This is a genomic window from Kluyvera sp., from assembly GCF_965301105.1.
Genome location: NZ_CBDKZX010000006.1, coordinates 219 through 20,336, shown reverse-complemented (window position 1 = coordinate 20,336; position 20,118 = coordinate 219). Strand labels below are relative to the sequence as shown.

Here is a 20,118-nt window from a genome sequence, read left to right as displayed (position 1 = left end):
CGGTTATTACGCGAAATCGCTCGTTTGTTCAAATGACAGCAGGCTAGCGGCGGTGCGCCAGCGAACGTACCAGCCTGTCGCCGCCCATCTGCACCGCCTGCACCATCAGTACCAGAATTAACACGGTGCCGACCATAATTTGATCGTTAAACCGCTGATAACCGTAGCGAATGGCTAAGTCACCGAGCCCACCGCCGCCGATAACGCCGGCCATTGAGGAAAAGCCAATCAGCATCACAATGGTTAGGGTGGTGGCGGCCAGCAACGCGGGCAGCGCTTCGGGGAGTAGCGCTTTGGCGATGACGTGCCAGACGCTCCCGCCCATCGACAACACCGCTTCAATTCGCCCGTAGTCCACTTCATCCAGCGCGTTTTCCGTCAGGCGCGCGAAAAAGGGGAATGCGCCGATGGTAATGGGCACAATCGCCGCGGTGCTGCCAAGCGTGGTGCCCACCAGCAGACGGGTAAAGGGTATCAGCGCAATCAGCAGCACAATAAACGGCAGCGAGCGACCGGTATTGATGACTGCGCCCAGCACTGCGTTAAGGCGCGGCATCGGCACTAATCCCTGACGGCGCGAGATGAACAGTAATACCCCCAGCGGCAGGCCAATCAGCACGGTAAACAGCGCTGCCAGACCCACCATGTACAGCGTCTCCAGCGTGCCGTTGACCAGCAGCGGCCATAAATCTTCCCAGCTCATGCGACTATGCATAATTGTCTCCTGTCGAGGCCATGACGCGCCAGGAAGCGGCGTTCTTCGTCGCCGTCCCCCAGCAAAATATCGCGCAGGCGCGACCAGGGAGAGGCCAGCAGATCGGCGATTTTACCGCTCTCCTGGAGTTCGCCGCCTTCCAGTAGCGCCACGTGATCGCAGAGATTTTTCACCACTTCCAACTGGTGGGTAATCAGAACAATCGTCAGCCCAAGCTGGCGGTTAATGGTTTCCAGTAGCGCCAGCACGCTGGCAGTGGTTTCGGCGTCAAGCGCGCTGGTCGCTTCATCGCACAGCAGCACGTCGGGTTCCGCCGCCAGCGCGCGGGCAATGCCTACGCGCTGTTTTTGGCCTCCGGAAAGCTGGGAGGGGAAGGCGTCAGCTTTGTCGCTTAGCCCCACCAGCGCCAGCAGTTCGGCGACGCGTTGTTGCCGCTGCGCTTTGGCGATACCGGCAATTTCCAGCGGCACCGCGACGTTGTCGGCGACGCTGCGGGCGTGTAATAGGTTGAAGTGCTGAAAAATCATGCCGGTGCGCAGACGATGGGCGCGCAGCTGCGCCTTATCGTACTGCGCAATATCTTCTCCGTTGAACAGAACGCGGCCCGCGCTGGGCCGCTCCAGTAAATTCAGGCAACGAATCAGGGTACTTTTACCTGCGCCGCTGCGCCCGAGTATCCCGTAAATCGCCCCTTTCGGAACGCTAAACGACACGTTGTTGAGTGCCGGTTGGCCGCCTCCGGCATACTGCTTGCTCAGCCCTTCAATAACGATCATGACTGTGGCGCGCTAACCGGGATCACTGAGCCGTTATAGTGCTGGCGAATAAATTCCGCCACCTGCGGCGAGGTCAGATCTTTAGCCAGCTCTTTGATGCGCGGATCGTTAGCCAGTTGCGGGTTGGTGACCAGAATATTGGCATACGGGTTATGTTCGGCGCTCTCCAGCCCCAGCGCGTCTTTCGCCGGCGTCAGCCCAGCTTCCAGCGCGTAGTTACCGTTAATCACCGCCAGATCGACGTCATCCAGCGAGCGCGGGATCTGCGGCGATTCCACTTCCAGAATCTTCAGCTTATGCGGGTTCTCAACGATATCTTTTGGCGTTGCCAGCGTGGTGGCCGGGTCGGTAAATTTGGCCGCGAGCTTAATCAGCCCTTTGCTTTGCAGCAGGAACAGCGCGCGGCTCAGGTTGGTGGTGTTGTTCGGTACCGCCACGGTGGCGCCTTCCGGCAGCGACTGCAGATCTTTGTGCTTGTGCGAATAGATGCCCAACGGCTCAATGTGCACCGTCGCGGCGACGGCGAAGGTTTTACCCAACGCTTTTTCCTGATCTTTCAGATACGGCACGTGCTGGAAGTAGTTGGCGTCGACGTCGCCGTTGGCCAACAGTTCGTTGGCGTTAACGCCGCTGGTCAGTTCGACGATTTTCAGATCCAGCTTCGGATCCTGTTTCTTAATAAAGTTAAGGATTTCTGCATGTGGAACCGGGTCAGCAGCGATACGCAGCGGCTCGGCAGATGCGCTCCAGGCCAGAGAAAGAGACAGTGCAACCCCTGCCAGTTTGAATGCGGCATGTTTCATGGTGTGTTTCCTTATTGTTTTGGTGTCAGGCAATCAGTTGTTCGCTGCGGGCGCGCAGCACATCACGGTAATAGCGTTCTGCCACGTCCGGGTGGGATCGCAGGCGGCCTTTCAGATAGTTCCAGCCCACATCGCGTAGCAGTGGATTCTGCGGATCGCTTTGTGGCCCGTTGGCTTCCCGCGCCAGCGTTTCAGGCAGCGAGTAAACCGGCACCACGGCGTCCAGCTGAGCGCCGAGGAAAAAGGCGATAGACAGGCGCTGCTGATTGGCTGGTGGCGTCACCACGCGATGGACGGTAGCGCGCAGATAGCCATTGGTCGCCAGCTCCAGCAGTTCGCCAATGTTCACCACAAAGCTGCCGGGCAGCGGGACCGCATCGATCCACTGACCGTCGCTGACCTCCACCTGTAGACCTTTCTGGTCATCTTGCAGCAGGAAGCTCAGGAAGCCGGAATCTTTGTGCGCGCCAACACCCTGGGTGCTGTTCTGCGTCTCCTGCTGGCCCGGATAGCGAATCAGCTTGATATGTTCGTTCGGCTTTTCGCCGTACAGGGTATCGAAGGCTTCCGGCGGCAGCTGGAGCGACTCGGCGAAGGCGCGCAGTAGCGTCATGGCCATCTCGGTCATCGCGCGTTGCCATTGCAGTAGAACCGGGCGCAACGTCGGCAGCGCTTCGGGCCACAGATTTGGCCCCTGTAATTGCAGCCAGCGTGGATCGTGTTCCCGTAGGGTAATCGCCTGGCGTTCCGCGCCGATATCAAACTGTTCTCGCCAGTCTGGTTGCCCGCGGGTGAGCTCGGCGGCGCTGCGGTTGTAGCCACGAAAATGCGGGGAGTGAATCATCGCCACCTGCTGTTTTTGTTCGTCGGACAGGGCGAAAAAACGGCGGGATTCAGACTGTAACGACTGCTGTAGGGCGTCGTTGATGCCGTGATCGGTCAGATAAAAAAAGCCAACGTCGCGGGCTGCGTGGCGAAGCTCTTGCAGAAATTCAGCGCGCTCAGATGGCTGATGATAGCGGGCCAGGCTGAGGATTGGCAGGGTGGTCAGACTCATGGTGCTCTCCATTTTGCAGATGAATGCCGTGGTATTCAGGTGGTGCGAATGCGGGATGACAACAACAGCGCTGCATGGGATATCTCCTTTGGGTTAATGGAGACAGACTGCCTGATGGCGGAGGAGGCGACCAATAACGTTATTTTCTAATTTAGAACTGCGGGAGGGTCTGAGCTTTTGCGAAATTTTGCTAAAGCGCACGGCACAAGGCCGTGCGCGCGAGAAGGGGATTAATGCTGATTCGGCGCGGCAATATCTGCGCTGATGCGCAGGCCATCTTCGTCAAAGATCATGCAGTGCTGGTTATCGAAGGCGAGGTCAATTTGCTGCCATGGGCGGAAATGAACGTCCCCCGGCAGCAAAATTTTCACGTTATCGTGGCCGTAGCACTGACCGAACAGATAGGTATTGTTGCCAAGACGCTCGACCACTTCACAGTTAAAGGCCAGTACCGTCCCGCTTGTGGTGTTGGTTGAGAGATGCTCCGGGCGAATGCCCAGCGTGACGGTGGCGCCCGGCGTGAGTGGGGTGGTCTCTATAGCCAGCGTCAGCGTGTGCTGCTGGGCGAGTTTCACGGTCAGCGAGCCTGGCTGCCAGTCGGCAACGGTAGCGGGCAGGAAGTTCATCTTCGGTGAGCCGATGAACCCGGCGACGAACTTATTGATCGGATTGTAGTAAAGATCCATCGGTGAACCCATCTGCTCAACCTTACCGTAGTTCATCACCACGATTTTATCGGCCAGCGTCATTGCTTCGACCTGATCGTGGGTGACATACACCATGGTGGTTTTCAGCTCCTGGTGCAGGCGCGCAATGTGCAGACGCATATCCACGCGCAGTTCGGCGTCGAGGTTTGACAGCGGCTCATCGAACATAAAAACGCGAGGGTTACGCACGATGGCACGCCCAATGGCCACACGCTGGCGCTGGCCGCCGGAAAGTTGCTTTGGTTTACGATCCAGCAGGTGAGAAAGCTGTAGCGTTTTGGCGACCATTTCGACCTGACGACGAATATCGTCTTTCGGCACTTTGTTCACTTTCAGGCCGTAACCCATGTTCTCGGCGACGGTCATGTGTGGGTAGAGGGCGTAAGACTGGAATACCATCGCCACACCGCGGTGCGACGGCGCGACATCGTTCATGACTTCGTCGCCGATCAGTACTTCGCCGTCGCTGACCTCTTCCAGCCCGGCAATCATCCGCAGCAGCGTTGACTTGCCGCAGCCGGATGGGCCGACAAACACGGCAAATTCGCCGTCTTCAATATCGAGATTGACATTATGCAGCGTGACGGTGCTGCCAAAGCGTTTTGTGACGTTCCTCAGTCGGATATTAGACATCGACGTTCCCCGAAGTTGTTAACCTTTGCCTGCCGTTGGAGGAGGGCCGCTGAATGTCATTTGTGTATTACGTATTACAATTCAGTCAGGCGATGCTCAACAGCGTAAAAATCTTGGAAAGACTATAACTTCCGCTAATTACGTGCCCTATATCGATGTTTCATTTCTGCAATCACGATCACACAACTCGCAGTTGTTAGTGGTTTTATCATTACTCAAAGCGTAGCGTATAACAAAGTAAAGGCGGCCGAGTAACTCGGTGCTAAACAAGCATTATACGTATCACAGCGTTCTGTACCCTGTAGTCAAAAACGATAAATTGTTACACCTTCACATGAGGTTGATAATGAAAAAGAACACTATTGCCGCACTTGTCCTTACCACTCTGGCCGCGGGGCAGTTGATTAGCCTGCAGGCTCACGCGGCTACGCAGCTTAACGTCTGGGAAGACATAAAGAAATCCGCCGGAATTAAGGATGCTATCGCTGATTTCGAAAAACAGTATGACGTTAAGGTCAACGTGCAGGAGATGCCCTACGCGCAGCAGCTGGAAAAACTGCGCCTTGATGGCCCGGCAGGGATTGGCCCTGATGTTCTGGTTATTCCAAACGATCAGCTCGGTGGCGCGGTGGTTCAGGGGCTGCTGTCGCCGCTGAAGCTTGACCAGAAGCAAATTGATGAGTTTACCCCTGCATCGATTAACGCTTTTCGTATGGACAACGCTCTGTATGGTGTGCCGAAAGCGGTCGAAACGCTGGTGCTGATTTACAACAAAGATTTAATCGATAAGCCGCTGGCCAGCCTTCCAGAATGGTATGACTATTCGAAAACCCAGCGTGCGCAGAACAAATACGGGCTGCTCGCCAAGTTCGACCAGATTTACTACAGCTGGGGCGCGATTGGCCCGATGGGCGGCTATATCTTTGGCGATAACGGCAAAGGCGGCTACAACGCGCAGGATGTTGGTCTGAACAAGCCTGGCGCCGTGGAAGCGGTAACTTACCTGAAAAAATTCTATGCCGACGGCGTCTTCCCTGCGGGAATTATTGGCGACAACGGTCTGAACGCCATTGATTCGCTGTTCACTGAGAAGAAAGCGGCGGCGGTTATCAATGGACCGTGGGCTTTCCAGCCGTATGAAGCCGCCGGCATCAACTACGGTGTGGCACCGCTACCAAATCTGCCGGACGGTAAACCGATGAGCTCCTTCCTTGGCGTGAAGGGCTACGTGGTGTCGACATGGAGTAAAGATAAGGAGATGGCGCAGAAGTTCATCGCGTTTATTAACCAGCCGCAGTATGTGAAAACGCGCTATATCGCGACGCGTGAGATCCCACCGCAGAAGGCGATGATTGACGATCCGATTATCAAGAACGATGAGAAAGCCAGCGCCGTTGCGGTGCAGGCGGCGCGCGCGACGGCAATGCCGGGTATTCCGGAAATGGGCGAAGTGTGGGGGCCGGCCAACGCGGCGCTCGAGCTGAGCCTCACCGGTAAGCAAGAGCCGAAAGCGGCGCTCGATAACGCCGAAAAACAGGTCAAGATGCAGATCGAAGCCATGCAGGCGAGTAACCAGTAAGCGCTGACGTCACGGACGGGAGGGGGACCTCCCGTTTTAAGAAGGAGCCGTGTGTGATTATCAATCCAAGCGAAAATGTAAACAGAGCGCAGGGGGCTGGTCGCCATGCGTGGTGCGGCCTGTTGTTGGCCATTGTGCCTGGCTTTGGCCAGTTCTATCACCGCCAGTGGCTAAAGGGACTTATCTTCCTGGTGCTGCTCAGCAGCTTTATGGGGGTGTTTTATGATTTCTTGCGTGAAGGGCTGTGGGGGCTATACACGTTGGGAGAAGAGGTACCGCGCGATAACTCTATTTTCCTGTTAGCGGAAGGGATTATCAGCGTCCTGATTGTCGCCTTTGGCGTTACCGTCTATTACCTCTCCTTGCGTGATGCGTGGGTCAACGGCAAGAAGCGCGATGAAGGCCAGCAGCTGAACAGCGTGCGCAAGCAGTATCAGATGCTGCTGAGCGATGGCTTTCCCTATCTCATGATCACCCCTGGGTTCATCCTGCTGGTATTCGTGGTGATTTTCCCGATCCTGTTTGGTTTTGCCATCGCCTTTACCAACTACAACCTTTACCACACGCCGCCGGCAAAGTTGGTGGACTGGGTAGGGCTTAAGAACTTTGTCAATATTTTCACGCTGTCCATCTGGCGTTCGACCTTCTTTGATGTGCTGCAGTGGACGGTGGTCTGGACGCTGCTGGCTACCACGCTGCAATGTACCGTGGGCGTGCTGCTGGCGATTCTGGTGAACCAGAAGGATCTGCGCTTTAAGCCGCTTATCCGGACTATCTTTATTCTGCCGTGGGCGGTGCCGGGCTTTGTCACCATTCTGGTGTTTGCCGGGATGTTTAACGACTCTTTCGGGGTCATTAACAACGCAATTCTGGCGTTCTTCGGTATCAGCCCGAAAGCGTGGATGACCGATCCGTTCTGGACCAAGACCGCGCTGATTATGATGCAGACCTGGCTTGGCTTCCCGTTTGTGTTTGCCATGACCACGGGGGTATTGCAGGCGATTCCTGACGATCTCTACGAAGCGGCGACGATGGACGGTGCCAGCACCACCACCAAACTGCGCACGATTACGCTGCCGCTGGTGCTGTACTCGATTGCGCCCATCATCATCACGCAATACACCTTCAACTTTAACAACTTCAACATCATCTACTTGTTTAACAACGGTGGGCCGGCGGTGGCTGGGTCGAACGCGGGCGGTACGGATATTCTGGTGTCGTGGATCTATAAGCTGACTATGTCCTCTTCCCAGTACGCCATTGCGGCAACCATTACCATCCTGCTGTCGATTTTTGTCGTCGGGCTGGCGTTGTGGCAGTTCCGCGCCACGAAATCCTTCAAAAATGACGATATGGCGTAAGGGAATCACATGGCTAAATCACAAAGTATCAAACGTGAAAAATGGGTGCGTCTCTCGCTCTCCTGGCTGGTTATCGTGCTGGTTTCCACCATCATTATTTACCCGTTGATCTGGACTATTGGCGCGTCGCTCAACGCCGGTAACAGCCTGTTGAGTACCTCCATTATTCCGGAGAATCTGTCGTTCCAGCATTACGCGGATCTGTTTAACGGCCAGGTGAACTATATGACCTGGTACTGGAACTCGATGAAAATCAGCTTCCTGACCATGGTACTGACGCTGATCAGTGTCAGCTTCACCGCCTACGCGTTCTCGCGCTTTCGCTTTAAAGGGCGGCAGAACGGGCTGATGCTGTTTTTACTGCTGCAGATGATCCCGCAGTTTTCCGCGCTGATCGCCATTTTCGTGCTCTCTCAGCTGCTGGGGCTGATTAACAGCCACTTCGCGCTGGTGCTGATCTACGTGGCGGGGATGATCCCGATGAATACCTATCTGATGAAAGGCTATCTCGACGCGATCCCCAAAGATCTTGATGAGTCCGCGCGCATGGACGGGGCGAGTAACTTCCGCATCTTTATCGAGATAATCATGCCGCTGTCGAAGCCGATTGTGGCGGTGGTGGCGCTGTTTTCCTTCACCGGCCCGCTGGGGGATTTCATTCTCTCCAGCACCATCCTGCGTACGCCGGATAAATACACGCTGCCTATCGGGTTATACAACCTGGTGGCGCAAAAAATGGGCGCCAGTTACACCACCTACGCGGCAGGAGCCGTATTAATTGCCGTACCGGTGGCGATTCTCTATCTGGCATTACAGAAATACTTCGTGTCCGGCCTGACCTCCGGCAGCACCAAAGGATAACCACATGAAAAGATTTGCACCCGCTTTGCTTGCTGTTTGTCTCTCCTGTAGTTTTTCCGCATCGTCGTTTGCGGCCGAGGCGCTGCAAACGAAGCCGTTTAACGCGATGCCAGCGGACTTTATTAAAGGTGCGGATATTTCGACGCTGCTGGATGCCGAGAAGCATGGTGCTCGTTTCTATAATGAACAAAACCAGCCACAGGACGCGCTGGCTATTCTCAAAGCCAACGGCGTGAACTACGTTCGTCTGCGCCTGTGGGTTGATCCGAAAGATGCCGACGGCAACGCGTATGGTGGTGGTGATAACGATCTCGCCAGTACGCTGGCGCTGGCGAAGCGAGCAAAAGCGCAGGGTATGAAGCTGCTGCTGGACTTCCACTACAGTGATTTCTGGACCGATCCAGGCAAGCAGTACAAACCAAAAGCCTGGGAAAAGATGGACTACCCGCAGCTGAAAACCGAGATTCACAACTATACCCGCGACACTATTGCCCGCTTCAAAAAAGAGGGCGTGCTGCCGGATATGGTGCAGATTGGCAACGAAATTAACGGCGGTATTCTCTGGCCGGAAGGCAAAAGCTGGGGGCAGGGCGGCGGCGAATTTGACCGTTTAGCTGGCCTGCTGAATGCGGCGATTTCCGGGCTGAAAGAGAATCTGAAGGACGGCGAGCAGGTTAAAATTATGCTCCACCTGGCTGAAGGCACTAAAAACGACACATTCCGCTGGTGGTTTGATGAAATCAGCAAACGCAACGTGCCGTATGACGTGATTGGCCTGTCGATGTATACCTACTGGAATGGCCCTATCAGCGCATTGAAGGCCAACATGGATGACATCAGCAAACGCTACAACAAAGATGTCATCGTGGTCGAAGCCGCCTACGGCTATACCCTGGAGAACTGCGATAACGCGGAAAACAGCTTCCAGGCGAAAGAAGAGAAAGACGGTGGTTATCCGGGCACGGTTCAGGGGCAATATAACTATATTCATGACTTGATGCAGGCCATTATTGATGTTCCCGATAATCGAGGCAAAGGCATTTTTTATTGGGAGCCAACCTGGATTGCCGTTCCGGGAAATACCTGGGCTACAAAAGCGGGCATGAAATATATCCATGATGAATGGAAAGAAGGTAATGCGCGCGAAAATCAGGCGCTATTTGACTGTAAAGGGAAAGTCTTGCCGTCGGTAAAAGTATTTAATTAATTTGAACACTCTTTTTCAGGATTTTATTATGAAAAAATTTCCGCCTTTGAGCCCGAAGGTTAATGCTCTATTGCATGGTGCAGATTATAACCCGGAGCAATGGGAGAATTATCCCGGTATTATCGACCAGGATATTACGATGATGCAGCAGGCAAACTGTAATGTCATGTCGGTGGGGATATTTAGCTGGGCCAAACTTGAGCCGCAAGAAGGCGTATTTGATTTCGCCTGGCTGGATAATGTTATTGATAAACTGTATGCCGCCGGGATACATGTTTTTTTAGCCACCCCAAGCGGCGCGCGTCCGGCGTGGATGTCAAAAGCCTATCCGGAAGTGTTGCGCGTGGGGCGTGACCGCGTGCCGGCGCTGCACGGCGGTCGCCATAATCACTGTATGACCTCGCCGGTTTACCGCGAGAAGACGCTAAAAATCAATACGCTGCTGGCGGAACGTTATTCACAGCACCCGGCGGTGCTGGGCTGGCATATTTCCAATGAATACGGCGGCGAGTGCCACTGCCCGCGTTGTCAGGCTAAGTTTCGCGACTGGCTGAAGGCGCGTTATAAGACGCTCGATAATCTGAACCACGCCTGGTGGAGCACCTTCTGGAGCCACACCTATACCGACTGGGAGCAGATTGAATCACCGTCGCCGCAGGGGGAAGTGTCTATCCATGGCCTGAACCTCGACTGGCGACGTTTTAACACCGCGCAGGTGACTGAATTTTGTCGTCATGAAATTGCGCCATTAAAGGCGGTGAACCCGGACCTGCCGGTGACCACCAACTTTATGGAGTATTTCTACGATTACGATTATTCGCAGCTCGCCGAGCCGCTGGACTTCATCTCCTGGGATAGCTATCCAATGTGGCATCGCGATAAAGACGAGACCACGCTCGCCTGCTATACCGCGATGTACCACGATATGATGCGTACACTGAAGGGCGGCAAACCGTTCGTGCTGATGGAATCCACGCCGAGTGTGACCAACTGGCAGCCGACCAGCAAGCTGAAGAAACCGGGTATGCACATCCTCTCTTCGCTACAGGCGGTAGCCCACGGCGCGGATTCCGTGCAGTACTTCCAGTGGCGTAAGAGCCGTGGTTCGGTGGAGAAATTCCACGGTGCGATTATCGATCATGTCGGGCATCTCGATACCCGCGTTGGCCGCGAGGTCACTCAGCTTGGTCATATCTTAAGACAGCTACCGGACGTTGTCGGCTGTCGCACTGATGCGAAGGTCGCCATCATCTTTGACCAGCAGAGCCGTTGGGCCATGGACGATGCGCAAGGGCCACGTAACAAAGGTATGGAGTATGAGCTGACGGTGAACGAACACTATCGTCCGTTCTGGGAGCAAGGGGTCGCCGTAGACGTGATTGACGCCGATGGCGATCTCAGCGCCTATCAGCTGGTGATTGCGCCAATGCTGTATATGGTGCGCGATGGTTTTGCCGAGCGCGCCGAAGCCTTTGTCGCTAACGGCGGCCACCTGGTCACCACCTACTGGACGGGGATCGTCAATGAAAGCGATCTCTGCCACCTGGGCGGTTTCCCTGGCCCGCTGCGCAAGCTGTTAGGTATCTGGGCGGAAGAGATAGATTGCCTGGACGACGGCGAGCGTAACCAGGTTCAGGGGCTGGCGGGGAACATGGTTGGACTGCAGGGGCCTTACCAGGTGCGCCATCTGTGTGAACTGATTCACCCTGAAACCGCGCAGACGCTGGCGGCGTATCGTGATGATTTCTATGCGGGGCGCCCGGCCGTGACCGTCAATAGCGTCGGTAAGGGCAAGGCGTGGCATATTGCTTCGCGCAACGATCTGGCGTTCCAGCGAGATTTCTTCACATCGTTAATGGATGAGCTGGCGCTGCCGCGAGCGGTTGCCAGCATCTTTCCACCTGGGGTGGTGGCTACCGCGCGTACCGATGGCGAAAGCGCCTTTGTCTTTGTGCAGAACTTTACCGCGCAGACGCAGACAGTTACTTTGCCGGATGGCTATGAACATGCCGCGACAGGCGCTGATGCCAGCGGTCAGCTGGTGCTGCAACCCTGGGACTGCCGTATCGTTCGCCGTAAAGCATAATCCGCTGCAATCCCAAGCCTGCTCATCCGAGCAGGCTTTTTTACCTCTGTAGATAATCAAGGAGCGTCGATGATGGTCAGTCTTAAATCCTTCCTGCACTACTTCTCCCAGCCTAAACCGTCGGTGCCATTAAGCGCCAATGAGCAACAGCAGATTCAGCGTCTGATTAGCGCATTTGGTGGTCAGAATAATATTGAAAATGTTGATGCCTGTATTACGCGATTGCGCGTCACGGTTAAGGACCTGTCTGTCGTGGATTCTCAGGCGTTGCAGAATGAAGGTGCGCTGGGGGTTATTATTCTTGGGCAGCAGGTTCACGCTATTTTTGGCAAGCAATCTGATGCGCTGCGTCAGTTGTTAGATGAACACTTTGCGGGTAATAAATAAATTAGTATGTTGCCATCTGGAAATTTTTCACGGCTCTGCCGGATGGCGCTTCGTTTATTTGGGAAATAATAGCTTTATATGAAAACCCTGATTTGATATCGGGGTTTTTTATTATTGGCGCGATAAAAAAAGAGGACAACCTAATAATAGCATTATCCCCAAGGCCAGATGATAGAAACAATAATGGAGTGGCAAATATAAAATTGGCGAAAATAACAAAAGATAGAATTAGGGCAAAACAATGATTCAGTCAGGTTAACGTATTACCACCAGGCTTCCACCTGCACGCCGAAGTTCCAGGTATCGCTGGCGGTGCCGTCGTTAAAGGCATTGCCCTGTTCGGAATCATTCAGGTAAGAGGCAAAGACGCGCAGCTCCGGACGAGACATAAAGTCAGGGCCATCTGCCAGGCCTAACGCGATGGTGTATTTCTCGCCGCTCTGCTTATAGTGGCTACCGTCAGTGTAGGAGTCTTTCTGATAGAAACCACCCACTTCACCAATTAAACGTACATATTCAGTGAACTGATATTGCGCGCGGCCAACCAACGAGACCAGACGTGATTTATCGGTGTATTCGGTGGTGTTATCCGCCGAACCGTAGGTCAGCACGTGGTTAAGAGAGAACTTGTCGGTAATTGGGATCAGACCGGTGTTGATAACACGGTAGCCGGTGGCATCATTGACGTAGTTCCACATGTCGTACCAACCTCCACCCTGGGAGACCATGTTCTGCGCCAGGCCTTTGTTGGCATATTGCAGCACCAGCTTGTTATAGCCGCCAAACATATCCTGGCTGATTTCACCGGTCAGCATCACACCGTTATCAGCATCATACAGGCCGCCGTAATCCTTCTGTTTGTCAGTTGCGTTCGGCATGGCGTAGTCGATACCAAATTCGGTCCAGGCACCGCTCCATGGTTTCCAGCCAGCATAGCGAAGGTCAATGTAGTTAATGTTTACGTCGTTATCACCGTCAACGCGATAGTCGACATCGTTGGCGTCGCCGCGGATCCAGGCCAATGAAACTGCGCCAGGGCCGACGGTATAATTTTCGATCCCGGCGCCGGAGCCGGAAATATTCCAGTATTTGGTATCAATGATGTGCAGATCGTGGCGTTGGTAATAGCGTTTCCCACCCCAGATAACCGCATTCGGATCGCCCGGGATAAGCCCTTTAATCTGTAGGTTTAATTGACGCAGACCAAACTGCGCATCGTCGCCGAAGGTGGTTTCGTTATCGTTTGAACCGTCGGAAACCATGCTGACCATTGAGTCCAGGTAGAAACTGACATCGTTTTTCTTATACACCTCAGAACCCAATTCAAGTTCACCGTAGGTGTCGGCTTCGTTTCCCAAACGGCCGAGTTTGTTTTTTTGCCATTCCTGCATTCCGCCATCGCCAGAAACGCCTACGCCGGAGCGGAGGTAGCCATGGAAATCAATAGGAACTGACGTTGCCGCCAGCAGAGAAGATGAAGTCAGCGCAGTAGCTAACGCAATTGAAAGCGTGCGTAGGGTTGTTTTCATTATTATCCTCGTTTTGTTTTGTATTACGTTCACATAACGAGTGTAATAAAATGCCTAAATGTAAAATCTGGCAAACATTTGATTGTTGATATGTGACTAACTGCAAATAAATTAACCATTTTCTGTTCATTTTGTAAGGGGTTTCTTGTTGCATGGAAATGTGGGCGTGTATCTTTTTTATGTTATCGTATGTCATAAATCAGGTCGGTAGACGTTTTTTGGGATGACCCCTGTTACAATCTAGCGATAACAACATAAGGAACCGGACGATGAAGTCTAAAAGCGCAACTTTGGAAGACGTTGCTCGCCATGCGGGCGTCTCCTACCAGACTGTGTCCAGGGTACTCAATAAATCTGCCAATGTATCCGAAGCCACACGCCACAAGGTGGAGAAATCCATCGAGGCACTCCGCTATGTCCCAAACCGACTTGCCCAGCAGCTGGTTGGCAAGACCACTCATACCCTTGGACTGGTGACCACTTCACTGGCGTTGCACGCGCCTTCTCAGGTTGCGGCAGCGGTGAAACGCTACGCAAATGTAGAGGGGTATCAGGTACTGATTTCGATGATTGATGAGAACGTCAATCATAGTGTTCAGGATTCGATCAACGAACTGAAATCACAGCTGGTCAGCAAAGTGATTATCAACGTACCATTAGAGACTGAAACAGCACAGAAAATTGCAGATGACAACGATGATATCGTCTGTCTTTTCCTCGATGTTGATCCCTATAGTTCGGTGTATAACGTTTCGTTTAATCCGGCAGATGGCACCCGTGCCAGCGTCAAATATCTGTATGAGTCGGGTCATCGTGAGATGGCGATTCTGGCCGGCCCGGTGAGTTCTGTCTCCGCCAACCTACGTTTGAGAAGCTGGCTGGATACGCTCAATAGCTACGGACTGAAGCCGGTGACCGTGCTGCACGGCAACTGGGATGCACAAAGCGGCTATGCCTGTGCGCTGCAAATGCTGCGCGAGACCCCGGATTTTTCGGCGGTGCTGGTGGGGAACGATCAGATGGCGTTAGGGGTGCTGAGCGCATTTCATCAGCATCAGGTCGCCATTCCCGGCGAAAAGTCGGTGATTGGTTACGATGATACCTATGAAAGCTCATTTTTCTACCCAGCGCTGACCACGGTATCGCTAGACCTGGACTTGCAGGGCAAAGAGGCGGTACGCCGCATTCTTGAAAGTGACGACAACGCTTCGTCACGGACTTCATCCATTCTCCCTGCTCGCCTTGTCGTGCGCCACTCTTCTGGTGCGAAGGTGGAGCAGGGCAAAGATATGCAGGCGATTGCCGAGCAGCTGCGCGCGATTGCGCATCAGCTTAGCCGCTAACTTCCCTTGCCGGAGTGCAGTCTGCACTTCGGCTATTTCCCTTAAAACTGTAGGGTTGCAAAGCGCTTTTTGACGGCGTATCGTGATTGTTATGTTATAACATATTAATTGAGGCTCAGATGAAAGCGAACATCCACCCCCATTACCGTACCGTGGTCTTTCACGACACCAGCGCTAACGAGTACTTTAAAGTCGGCTCCACCATCAAAACGGACCGGGAAATTGAGCTGGAAGGCGTGACATATCCTTATGTCACGATTGATGTTTCCTCCAAATCGCACCCGTACTACACCGGGAAGCAGCGCAGCGTTTCCGCCGAAGGTAGCGTCGCGCGCTTTACCCAGCGTTTTGGCCGCTTTGTTGATGTGAAAAGGGGGTCCTGATGCAGGTACTTAACTCGCTGCGCAGTGCGAAACAGCGCCACCCGGATTGTCAGATAGTGAAGCGCAAAGGTCGTCTTTACGTGATCTGTAAATCCAACCCCCGCTTTAAAGCCGTACAGGGGCGCAAAAAACGTCGTTAACGGAAAGCCTCCAGGGACTGGCGCTGCTTGCCGTCGGCGGTAAAGTTATCGGCGGCAAGCCAGGCCTGGAAGGCGCGGTCCAGCGCGGGCCATTCGCCGTCGATAATGGAAAACCAGTCGGTATCGCGGTTGTGGCCTTTAATCACCAGCGCCTGGCGAAAACGTCCTTCAAACTGAAAACCTAAACGTAGTGCCGCACGGCGTGAGGGTTCATTGAAACTGTTGCATTTCCATTCATAGCGACGGTAGCCGAGCGTCTCGAAGGCGTAGCGCATCAACAGCCACTGCGCTTCCGTCGAGGCGGGCGTGCGGCTAAGCAGTGGCGAAAAGTGAACATGCCCCACTTCCATCACCCCATGATTTGGGTCGATACGCATCAGTGCCAGCGAGCCCACTGGCTGCTGGGTGCGGATATCTATTACCGCAAAGTGCAGCGGATCCTGAAGGGATGCCACGCCGGCGATCCACTGACGATACTCTTCCACCGATCCCTCTGGCTCACGCAGTAGCCACGTCCAGTTACGGGTATCCGCCGCTTGCTGATGGGCGGCAAAGAGCGCATCAGCATGTTGCAGACTTAGCGGTTCCAGACGGCAATACTGACCTTCCAGCACCACGCGCTGCGGATACGGGCGCGGCTGCCAGTCCGGCAGGGCATCGCCAATTAGCTGACCAAATTGATTGAGCTGACTCATAACCTCTCCTTAGGGAAATAAACAATACGTCGAGCGTAGGGCTTTGCTGGTTCCATAAAAAGTGCCACCAAAGTATCTTTTGATGGTGCCATGAGGAGCAGCCATGAATATTCCCGACGATCCCTTTTTTACTCTCTTGAATGATGCGCTTGCGGCGCGCGGTGCGGAGACGCTGCAACGCAGCCTGTACGCGGCGCTCAGAGACGCCATCCTGTGCGGACAGCTCCAGGCGCAGAGCTGGCTTCCTGGTTCTCGGACGTTGGCCGAGCGGCTGAGCATTTCACGTAATACGGTCAACGCCGCCCTGGATCAGCTGGCGATGGAAGGTTATCTACGTCGCGATCGTCGTGGCTCCCGGGTGGCGTCTCTACCGCAGACGGCGGGGGCCACAGACTGTATCCCGGTCTCACTGCCGGAACGCCTGCTGGATTTGCCGCAGGTACAGCCTCGCGATACGCCGCCGCTCCTGTTCACCCCCGGCACGCCGGCTATCAACTACTTTCCTCTGCCGCTGTGGCGTCGATTGCTGGATTGCGTTTTGCGCGAACAGGGTAGCAGCCTGCTTGGCTACGGCGATGCGGCGGGAGAGTGGCCGCTACGGGCGGCGATTGCCAGGCATCTGGCGCTATCGCGGGGTATCGACTGCGATGCGCGGCAAATTGTGATCACGGAAGGCGCGCTGGAAGGCGTGACTCTCTGCACCCATCTGCTGAGTGAACCGGGGCAGAGAGCATGGGTAGAGGAGCCGGGATACTTCGGCGCGAAAAGCGCGTTTCTGGCGTCGGGGCTTGTGCTGGAGGGCGTTGCAGTCGATAACGAAGGAATGCGAATTGCCGATGATTTGCCGCCGCCGACGCTGATCTTTACTTCGCCTTCGCATCAGTATCCGACCGGCAGGGTGCTCAGCGTGGCGCGACGGCTGGCGCTGCTGGAATATGCGCGCCAGCATGGCTGCTGGATTATCGAAGATGACTACGACAGTGAATTTCGCTTCAGCGGTGAGCCGATTCCGGCGATGCGCGGCATGGACGACAACGCGCCGGTGGTGTACCTCGGTACTTTCAGCAAGACGTTATTCCCATCGCTGCGCATTGGATTTATGGTCCTGCCGCCGATGTTGGTGGAGGCGGCACAACCTGCTATTCGTGCGCTGCTACGCGGTGGACATCGGGCGGAGCAACGGGCGCTGGCGAGCTTTATTGAGGAAGGGCACTATGCCCGACATCTGGCGGCGATGCGCCGTCTGTACCGCAAGCGTCAGGCGCAGCTACGCGCGGCGCTGGAAGAGGAATTAAGCGTTCCGCACCAATTAATGGCGGGTGAGGGCGGGTTACATATGACGGTCGCTATTGACGGCATTGATGACGTGTCGCTGGTGCGCCAGGCGCGTGCGCATAAGATGACGCCCAGCGCGCTCAGCACATTTTATCTCGACCGTCAGCATGCCCGTACGGGGTTGGTGTTGGGCTATGGTAATACGTCCGCCTCACAGTTTGCACCGGCAATACGGACGTTACAGCGGCTTATTGCGCCGCTTCGGCGCGGGCAAGGGTGAAGACGTCGTAGAACGACAGGTCGCCCTTGGTGGTGACCATTTTTTGCAGCTGCGTTTTGTACTGACCGTCGACGCGGTTAGAGTGCAGGATATTGTCAATCAACTCCGGTGGTACGAAGCGAGTGTTGTACCACTCACCGTTGTAACACACGCGAAAATCCAGCACATCGATATCTTCGTAGCGGTAGCGCGGATAGACGTCGAAGAAGAAGAAGCCGTTCAGTAGCGCAAACAGCAGCCACAGTAGCCAAACCGAATCGGCCAGCGTGTCGGAACGCATCATCACCACCAGGGTGGCGAAGAAGGCGAGGTACATGGCAATGAACAGGCCGGGGTGGTTGCGAATAAAACTGATACTAAAGCGCGGCCGGTTGTCGCGCTTTTCGCGGGCGTTGAGTTCATCAATAGTTTGCGTGAGTAATCGCTGGATCTCTGACATCTTTTGCTCGGCAACGTTAGGCGGAATAGCCTATTGTATGTTGCGTTAATCCATGCAGAAAGTAACAGATTGGTTGCAAAAAAGCATAACAGTCTGTTGCTGTTATCAAGCTAACATCTTGATGACGCGGGCCGGGTTGCCGCCGACAACGGCGTTGGCTGGAACGTCTTTCACGACAACAGCGCCGGAAGCAATCACCGCGTTATCGCCAATCGTCACGCCGGGGTTAATCACCGCACGTCCGCCAATCCACACATTGTGGCCGATTGTCACCGGTTTGCCGAACTCGATACCGCTATTGCGTTCAATGGCATTGAGGGGATGAGTGGCGGTGTAGATATGTACACCCGGTGCCAGCATGCAGTTATCGCCGATATGAATCGGACAGACGTCGAGCATGACGCAATCGAAGTTAGCGTAGAAGTTGGCGCCAAGAAAGATATTGTAGCCATAGTCGCAGCGGAACGTTGGCTCGATATAAGCATCGTCACCTTTGCCGAGCAGCTCGTTGAGTAGCGCTGCGCGTTCGGCTTTTTCATCCGGAGCCGTATGGTTATATCGGTGAATCAGCTGCCTTGCGCGGATCCTGTCCGTTCTTAGCGTGTCATCGGCCGGGCGATAATGCTCGCCGGCAATCATCTTACGTTTTTCATCGCTCATGGGCGTCTCCCTTTTATAGAGCCATCACCTTAAAAGGTGATTAGCGCTTTGGGAACGTTCCCCATTCGTCGATGTGATGCCATTCACACAATCAGTCACATAACAGGGAGAAGTCATGCATGAAACAGAAAAATTAACGGATGTATTTCCACACGGTTGAAGGGATCTTGTCGTACAGTTTATTCATCGTCAATTCTGCCAGACGATGATCGGCTGCTGAGTAAAATACCGCCAGCTCATTATCAGAGAGTTCATATTTATTTTTTTCAATAACGCGTTCCAGCGTGTCAATAGACTGACAGCGGCGTAGACGCATCAAATAATCGGTTTTAGTTAGTGGTTTATCAGACATAATTCACCCATTGATTGTAATAATTTTAACAAGACAGGCTAACAGGGTTAGCACGGCTAGCATTGACAAAACAACGGAAGAGTTTGTTCCCTGACTTCCGCCATTTTTGCAGGTCGACGCTATTAATGCCGTAGTTGCTGAATAACATGAAAGTATCATCCAGATATTCGTCAATCTGTGCAATCAGTTTATTATCGTCGTCGTACTTAATTTTATAATTAAGTGCGAACGTCGCAATATGTTCTATCAGCTCATTAAGCTGCAGGTTAACCGCCGAGGTAGGGTCATTCACCCAGCCATGGTTACTCTCTTCGAGTGTGGCAAGACAATCATGATACAGGGTTTCACAAAGAAACTTAAGCTGTGCGATATCATGTCTTTTTGGTGAGTATTCGTCCATAACGCATCCCCCTTGTCGTAGTGCAAACAACGAATAACAAATACCGGTGTGGGATGGTACTGCTGGCAACCTGAAACGTGCACCTGTTCCTGATCTGCTGTAACTATAATCTACTCCGCAAAAGATTTCACCGAGCTATTACGAAAAATTACAATTAAATCTCAGACGGTTAAATTTTTCTTCTTCTCACCCATATGAATGAGCAGAGAAAAGCTAACGTCTTGTTTTGCTTCAGAAGAGGTTACAGGCTATGTCGATTCATAAGCTTAGACAGCGGTTTGCCAGGGTTGGTGCGTTCATTTATGTTAGGAAAATTCCTAATTTTTTTAAAGAGAATACGCATTTTCCAGATTATTCGAAATAAATTAAAGATAAATCTCAAATTCTTAAAATTAACAGTCCACGTTATATTTATAATTACAGGGACTCATCGATTCACATTTATTAATG

At 53.6% G+C, this 20,118-nt stretch carries 21 protein-coding genes; 10 read left to right on the top strand and 11 right to left on the bottom strand.

The window, feature by feature from the left end; all coding sequences use genetic code 11:
* Positions 1-43: 43 nt before the first annotated feature.
* The 5 genes from ACW14G_RS03965 to ACW14G_RS03945 all read right to left on the bottom strand — a co-directional run bounded on the left by ACW14G_RS03965 (position 44) and on the right by ACW14G_RS03945 (position 4,691).
* Positions 44-703, bottom strand: coding sequence for a methionine ABC transporter permease (locus ACW14G_RS03965; RefSeq protein ID WP_167577333.1), 660 nt, complete (start codon positions 701-703; stop codon positions 44-46).
* Entirely contained in the window at positions 700-1,491 is a 792-nt protein-coding gene (locus ACW14G_RS03960) for a methionine ABC transporter ATP-binding protein (RefSeq protein WP_074416812.1), read from the bottom strand. Before ACW14G_RS03960 ends, ACW14G_RS03965 begins: the two co-directional genes overlap by 4 nt.
* Positions 1,488-2,294, bottom strand: a complete 807-nt coding sequence (locus tag ACW14G_RS03955; protein ID WP_167576476.1) for a MetQ/NlpA family ABC transporter substrate-binding protein — start codon at positions 2,292-2,294, stop codon at positions 1,488-1,490. The genes ACW14G_RS03960 and ACW14G_RS03955 overlap by 4 nt, the downstream gene beginning before the upstream one ends.
* A 25-nt stretch (positions 2,295-2,319) precedes the next feature.
* Positions 2,320-3,351, bottom strand: coding sequence for an isopenicillin N synthase family dioxygenase (locus ACW14G_RS03950; RefSeq protein WP_163445943.1), 1,032 nt, complete (start codon positions 3,349-3,351; stop codon positions 2,320-2,322).
* Between the two features lie 230 nt (positions 3,352-3,581).
* Positions 3,582-4,691 (bottom strand): ABC transporter ATP-binding protein, encoded by a 1,110-nt coding sequence (locus ACW14G_RS03945; protein WP_064547968.1) that lies wholly within the window; start codon positions 4,689-4,691, stop codon positions 3,582-3,584.
* 346 nt (positions 4,692-5,037) lie between these two features.
* Here ACW14G_RS03945 and ACW14G_RS03940 point away from each other — a divergent pair, with 346 nt between their 5' ends.
* The 6 genes from ACW14G_RS03940 to ACW14G_RS03915 all read left to right on the top strand — a co-directional run bounded on the left by ACW14G_RS03940 (position 5,038) and on the right by ACW14G_RS03915 (position 12,172).
* Complete coding sequence (locus ACW14G_RS03940; RefSeq protein WP_167576475.1) at positions 5,038-6,270, top strand: extracellular solute-binding protein; 1,233 nt, start codon at positions 5,038-5,040, stop codon at positions 6,268-6,270.
* A gap of 53 nt (positions 6,271-6,323) precedes the next feature.
* Positions 6,324-7,631, top strand: a complete 1,308-nt coding sequence (locus ACW14G_RS03935; protein ID WP_163445944.1) for a carbohydrate ABC transporter permease — start codon at positions 6,324-6,326, stop codon at positions 7,629-7,631.
* Between the two features lie 9 nt (positions 7,632-7,640).
* On the top strand, positions 7,641-8,492 hold the full coding sequence (locus ACW14G_RS03930) for a sugar ABC transporter permease (protein WP_035891868.1): 852 nt from the start codon (positions 7,641-7,643) through the stop codon (positions 8,490-8,492).
* Positions 8,493-8,496: 4 nt separating this feature from the next.
* On the top strand, positions 8,497-9,699 hold the full coding sequence (locus ACW14G_RS03925) for a glycoside hydrolase family 53 protein (protein ID WP_249022211.1): 1,203 nt from the start codon (positions 8,497-8,499) through the stop codon (positions 9,697-9,699).
* A gap of 28 nt (positions 9,700-9,727) precedes the next feature.
* Entirely contained in the window at positions 9,728-11,785 is a 2,058-nt protein-coding gene (locus ACW14G_RS03920) for a beta-galactosidase (protein WP_249022210.1), read from the top strand.
* Between the two features lie 72 nt (positions 11,786-11,857).
* Entirely contained in the window at positions 11,858-12,172 is a 315-nt protein-coding gene (locus ACW14G_RS03915) for a glucose PTS transporter subunit EIIB (RefSeq protein WP_202218155.1), read from the top strand.
* Positions 12,173-12,435: 263 nt separating this feature from the next.
* Here the strand turns inward: ACW14G_RS03915 and ACW14G_RS03910 are convergent, their stop codons facing one another.
* On the bottom strand, positions 12,436-13,701 hold the full coding sequence (locus ACW14G_RS03910; RefSeq protein ID WP_065356851.1) for a maltoporin: 1,266 nt from the start codon (positions 13,699-13,701) through the stop codon (positions 12,436-12,438).
* A 269-nt stretch (positions 13,702-13,970) separates the two neighbouring features.
* On the opposite strand from ACW14G_RS03910, the gene ACW14G_RS03905 reads away from it, so the two are divergent.
* From ACW14G_RS03905 to ykgO, 3 genes are all read left to right on the top strand, one after another.
* Positions 13,971-15,044, top strand: coding sequence for a LacI family DNA-binding transcriptional regulator (locus ACW14G_RS03905; RefSeq protein ID WP_065356850.1), 1,074 nt, complete (start codon positions 13,971-13,973; stop codon positions 15,042-15,044).
* A gap of 119 nt (positions 15,045-15,163) precedes the next feature.
* On the top strand, positions 15,164-15,427 hold the full coding sequence (locus ACW14G_RS03900) for a type B 50S ribosomal protein L31 (RefSeq protein WP_065356849.1): 264 nt from the start codon (positions 15,164-15,166) through the stop codon (positions 15,425-15,427).
* Entirely contained in the window at positions 15,427-15,567 is a 141-nt protein-coding gene (ykgO, locus tag ACW14G_RS03895; protein WP_003859006.1) for a type B 50S ribosomal protein L36, read from the top strand. Before ACW14G_RS03900 ends, ykgO begins: the two co-directional genes overlap by 1 nt.
* On the opposite strand, the gene ACW14G_RS03890 is transcribed toward ykgO, so the two are convergent.
* Positions 15,564-16,262, bottom strand: a complete 699-nt coding sequence (locus tag ACW14G_RS03890) for a GNAT family N-acetyltransferase (RefSeq protein WP_249022209.1) — start codon at positions 16,260-16,262, stop codon at positions 15,564-15,566. The genes ykgO and ACW14G_RS03890 overlap by 4 nt on opposite strands.
* 103 nt (positions 16,263-16,365) lie before the next feature.
* Here ACW14G_RS03890 and pdxR point away from each other — a divergent pair, with 103 nt between their 5' ends.
* A complete protein-coding gene (pdxR, locus tag ACW14G_RS03885) occupies positions 16,366-17,817 on the top strand; it encodes a MocR-like pyridoxine biosynthesis transcription factor PdxR (RefSeq protein ID WP_419057380.1) in 1,452 nt (483 codons plus the stop codon).
* On the opposite strand, the gene ACW14G_RS03880 is transcribed toward pdxR, so the two are convergent.
* The 4 genes from ACW14G_RS03880 to tomB all read right to left on the bottom strand — a co-directional run bounded on the left by ACW14G_RS03880 (position 17,786) and on the right by tomB (position 19,668).
* A complete protein-coding gene (locus tag ACW14G_RS03880; protein WP_163445950.1) occupies positions 17,786-18,256 on the bottom strand; it encodes a YlaC family protein in 471 nt (156 codons plus the stop codon). The two genes, pdxR and ACW14G_RS03880, sit on opposite strands and share 32 nt — an antisense overlap.
* A gap of 105 nt (positions 18,257-18,361) precedes the next feature.
* Positions 18,362-18,916 carry a maltose O-acetyltransferase gene (gene maa / locus ACW14G_RS03875; RefSeq protein ID WP_249022207.1) on the bottom strand — a complete coding sequence of 185 codons (555 nt, stop codon included), beginning with the start codon at positions 18,914-18,916 and terminating at the stop codon, positions 18,362-18,364.
* Between the two features lie 133 nt (positions 18,917-19,049).
* Positions 19,050-19,268 carry an HHA domain-containing protein gene (locus ACW14G_RS03870; RefSeq protein ID WP_064547995.1) on the bottom strand — a complete coding sequence of 73 codons (219 nt, stop codon included), beginning with the start codon at positions 19,266-19,268 and terminating at the stop codon, positions 19,050-19,052.
* Between the two features lie 25 nt (positions 19,269-19,293).
* Positions 19,294-19,668 carry an Hha toxicity modulator TomB gene (tomB, locus tag ACW14G_RS03865; protein ID WP_064547997.1) on the bottom strand — a complete coding sequence of 125 codons (375 nt, stop codon included), beginning with the start codon at positions 19,666-19,668 and terminating at the stop codon, positions 19,294-19,296.
* Positions 19,669-20,118 lie beyond the last annotated feature (450 nt).

Coding starts and splice junctions, on each gene's coding strand:
- ACW14G_RS03910 (WP_065356851.1), bottom strand. CDS start 13,701: ATGAAAACAACCCTACGCACGCTTTCAATTGCGTTAGCTACTGCGCTG.
- ACW14G_RS03870 (WP_064547995.1), bottom strand. CDS start 19,268: ATGTCTGATAAACCACTAACTAAAACCGATTATTTGATGCGTCTACGC.
- ACW14G_RS03905 (WP_065356850.1), top strand. CDS start 13,971: ATGAAGTCTAAAAGCGCAACTTTGGAAGACGTTGCTCGCCATGCGGGC.
- ACW14G_RS03890 (WP_249022209.1), bottom strand. CDS start 16,262: ATGAGTCAGCTCAATCAATTTGGTCAGCTAATTGGCGATGCCCTGCCG.
- ACW14G_RS03960 (WP_074416812.1), bottom strand. CDS start 1,491: ATGATCGTTATTGAAGGGCTGAGCAAGCAGTATGCCGGAGGCGGCCAA.
- ACW14G_RS03880 (WP_163445950.1), bottom strand. CDS start 18,256: ATGTCAGAGATCCAGCGATTACTCACGCAAACTATTGATGAACTCAAC.
- ACW14G_RS03930 (WP_035891868.1), top strand. CDS start 7,641: ATGGCTAAATCACAAAGTATCAAACGTGAAAAATGGGTGCGTCTCTCG.
- ACW14G_RS03915 (WP_202218155.1), top strand. CDS start 11,858: ATGGTCAGTCTTAAATCCTTCCTGCACTACTTCTCCCAGCCTAAACCG.
- pdxR (WP_419057380.1), top strand. CDS start 16,366: ATGAATATTCCCGACGATCCCTTTTTTACTCTCTTGAATGATGCGCTT.
- tomB (WP_064547997.1), bottom strand. CDS start 19,668: ATGGACGAATACTCACCAAAAAGACATGATATCGCACAGCTTAAGTTT.
- maa (WP_249022207.1), bottom strand. CDS start 18,916: ATGAGCGATGAAAAACGTAAGATGATTGCCGGCGAGCATTATCGCCCG.
- ACW14G_RS03925 (WP_249022211.1), top strand. CDS start 8,497: ATGAAAAGATTTGCACCCGCTTTGCTTGCTGTTTGTCTCTCCTGTAGT.
- ACW14G_RS03955 (WP_167576476.1), bottom strand. CDS start 2,294: ATGAAACATGCCGCATTCAAACTGGCAGGGGTTGCACTGTCTCTTTCT.
- ykgO (WP_003859006.1), top strand. CDS start 15,427: ATGCAGGTACTTAACTCGCTGCGCAGTGCGAAACAGCGCCACCCGGAT.
- ACW14G_RS03920 (WP_249022210.1), top strand. CDS start 9,728: ATGAAAAAATTTCCGCCTTTGAGCCCGAAGGTTAATGCTCTATTGCAT.
- ACW14G_RS03950 (WP_163445943.1), bottom strand. CDS start 3,351: ATGAGTCTGACCACCCTGCCAATCCTCAGCCTGGCCCGCTATCATCAG.
- ACW14G_RS03900 (WP_065356849.1), top strand. CDS start 15,164: ATGAAAGCGAACATCCACCCCCATTACCGTACCGTGGTCTTTCACGAC.
- ACW14G_RS03945 (WP_064547968.1), bottom strand. CDS start 4,691: ATGTCTAATATCCGACTGAGGAACGTCACAAAACGCTTTGGCAGCACC.
- ACW14G_RS03965 (WP_167577333.1), bottom strand. CDS start 703: ATGAGCTGGGAAGATTTATGGCCGCTGCTGGTCAACGGCACGCTGGAG.
- ACW14G_RS03940 (WP_167576475.1), top strand. CDS start 5,038: ATGAAAAAGAACACTATTGCCGCACTTGTCCTTACCACTCTGGCCGCG.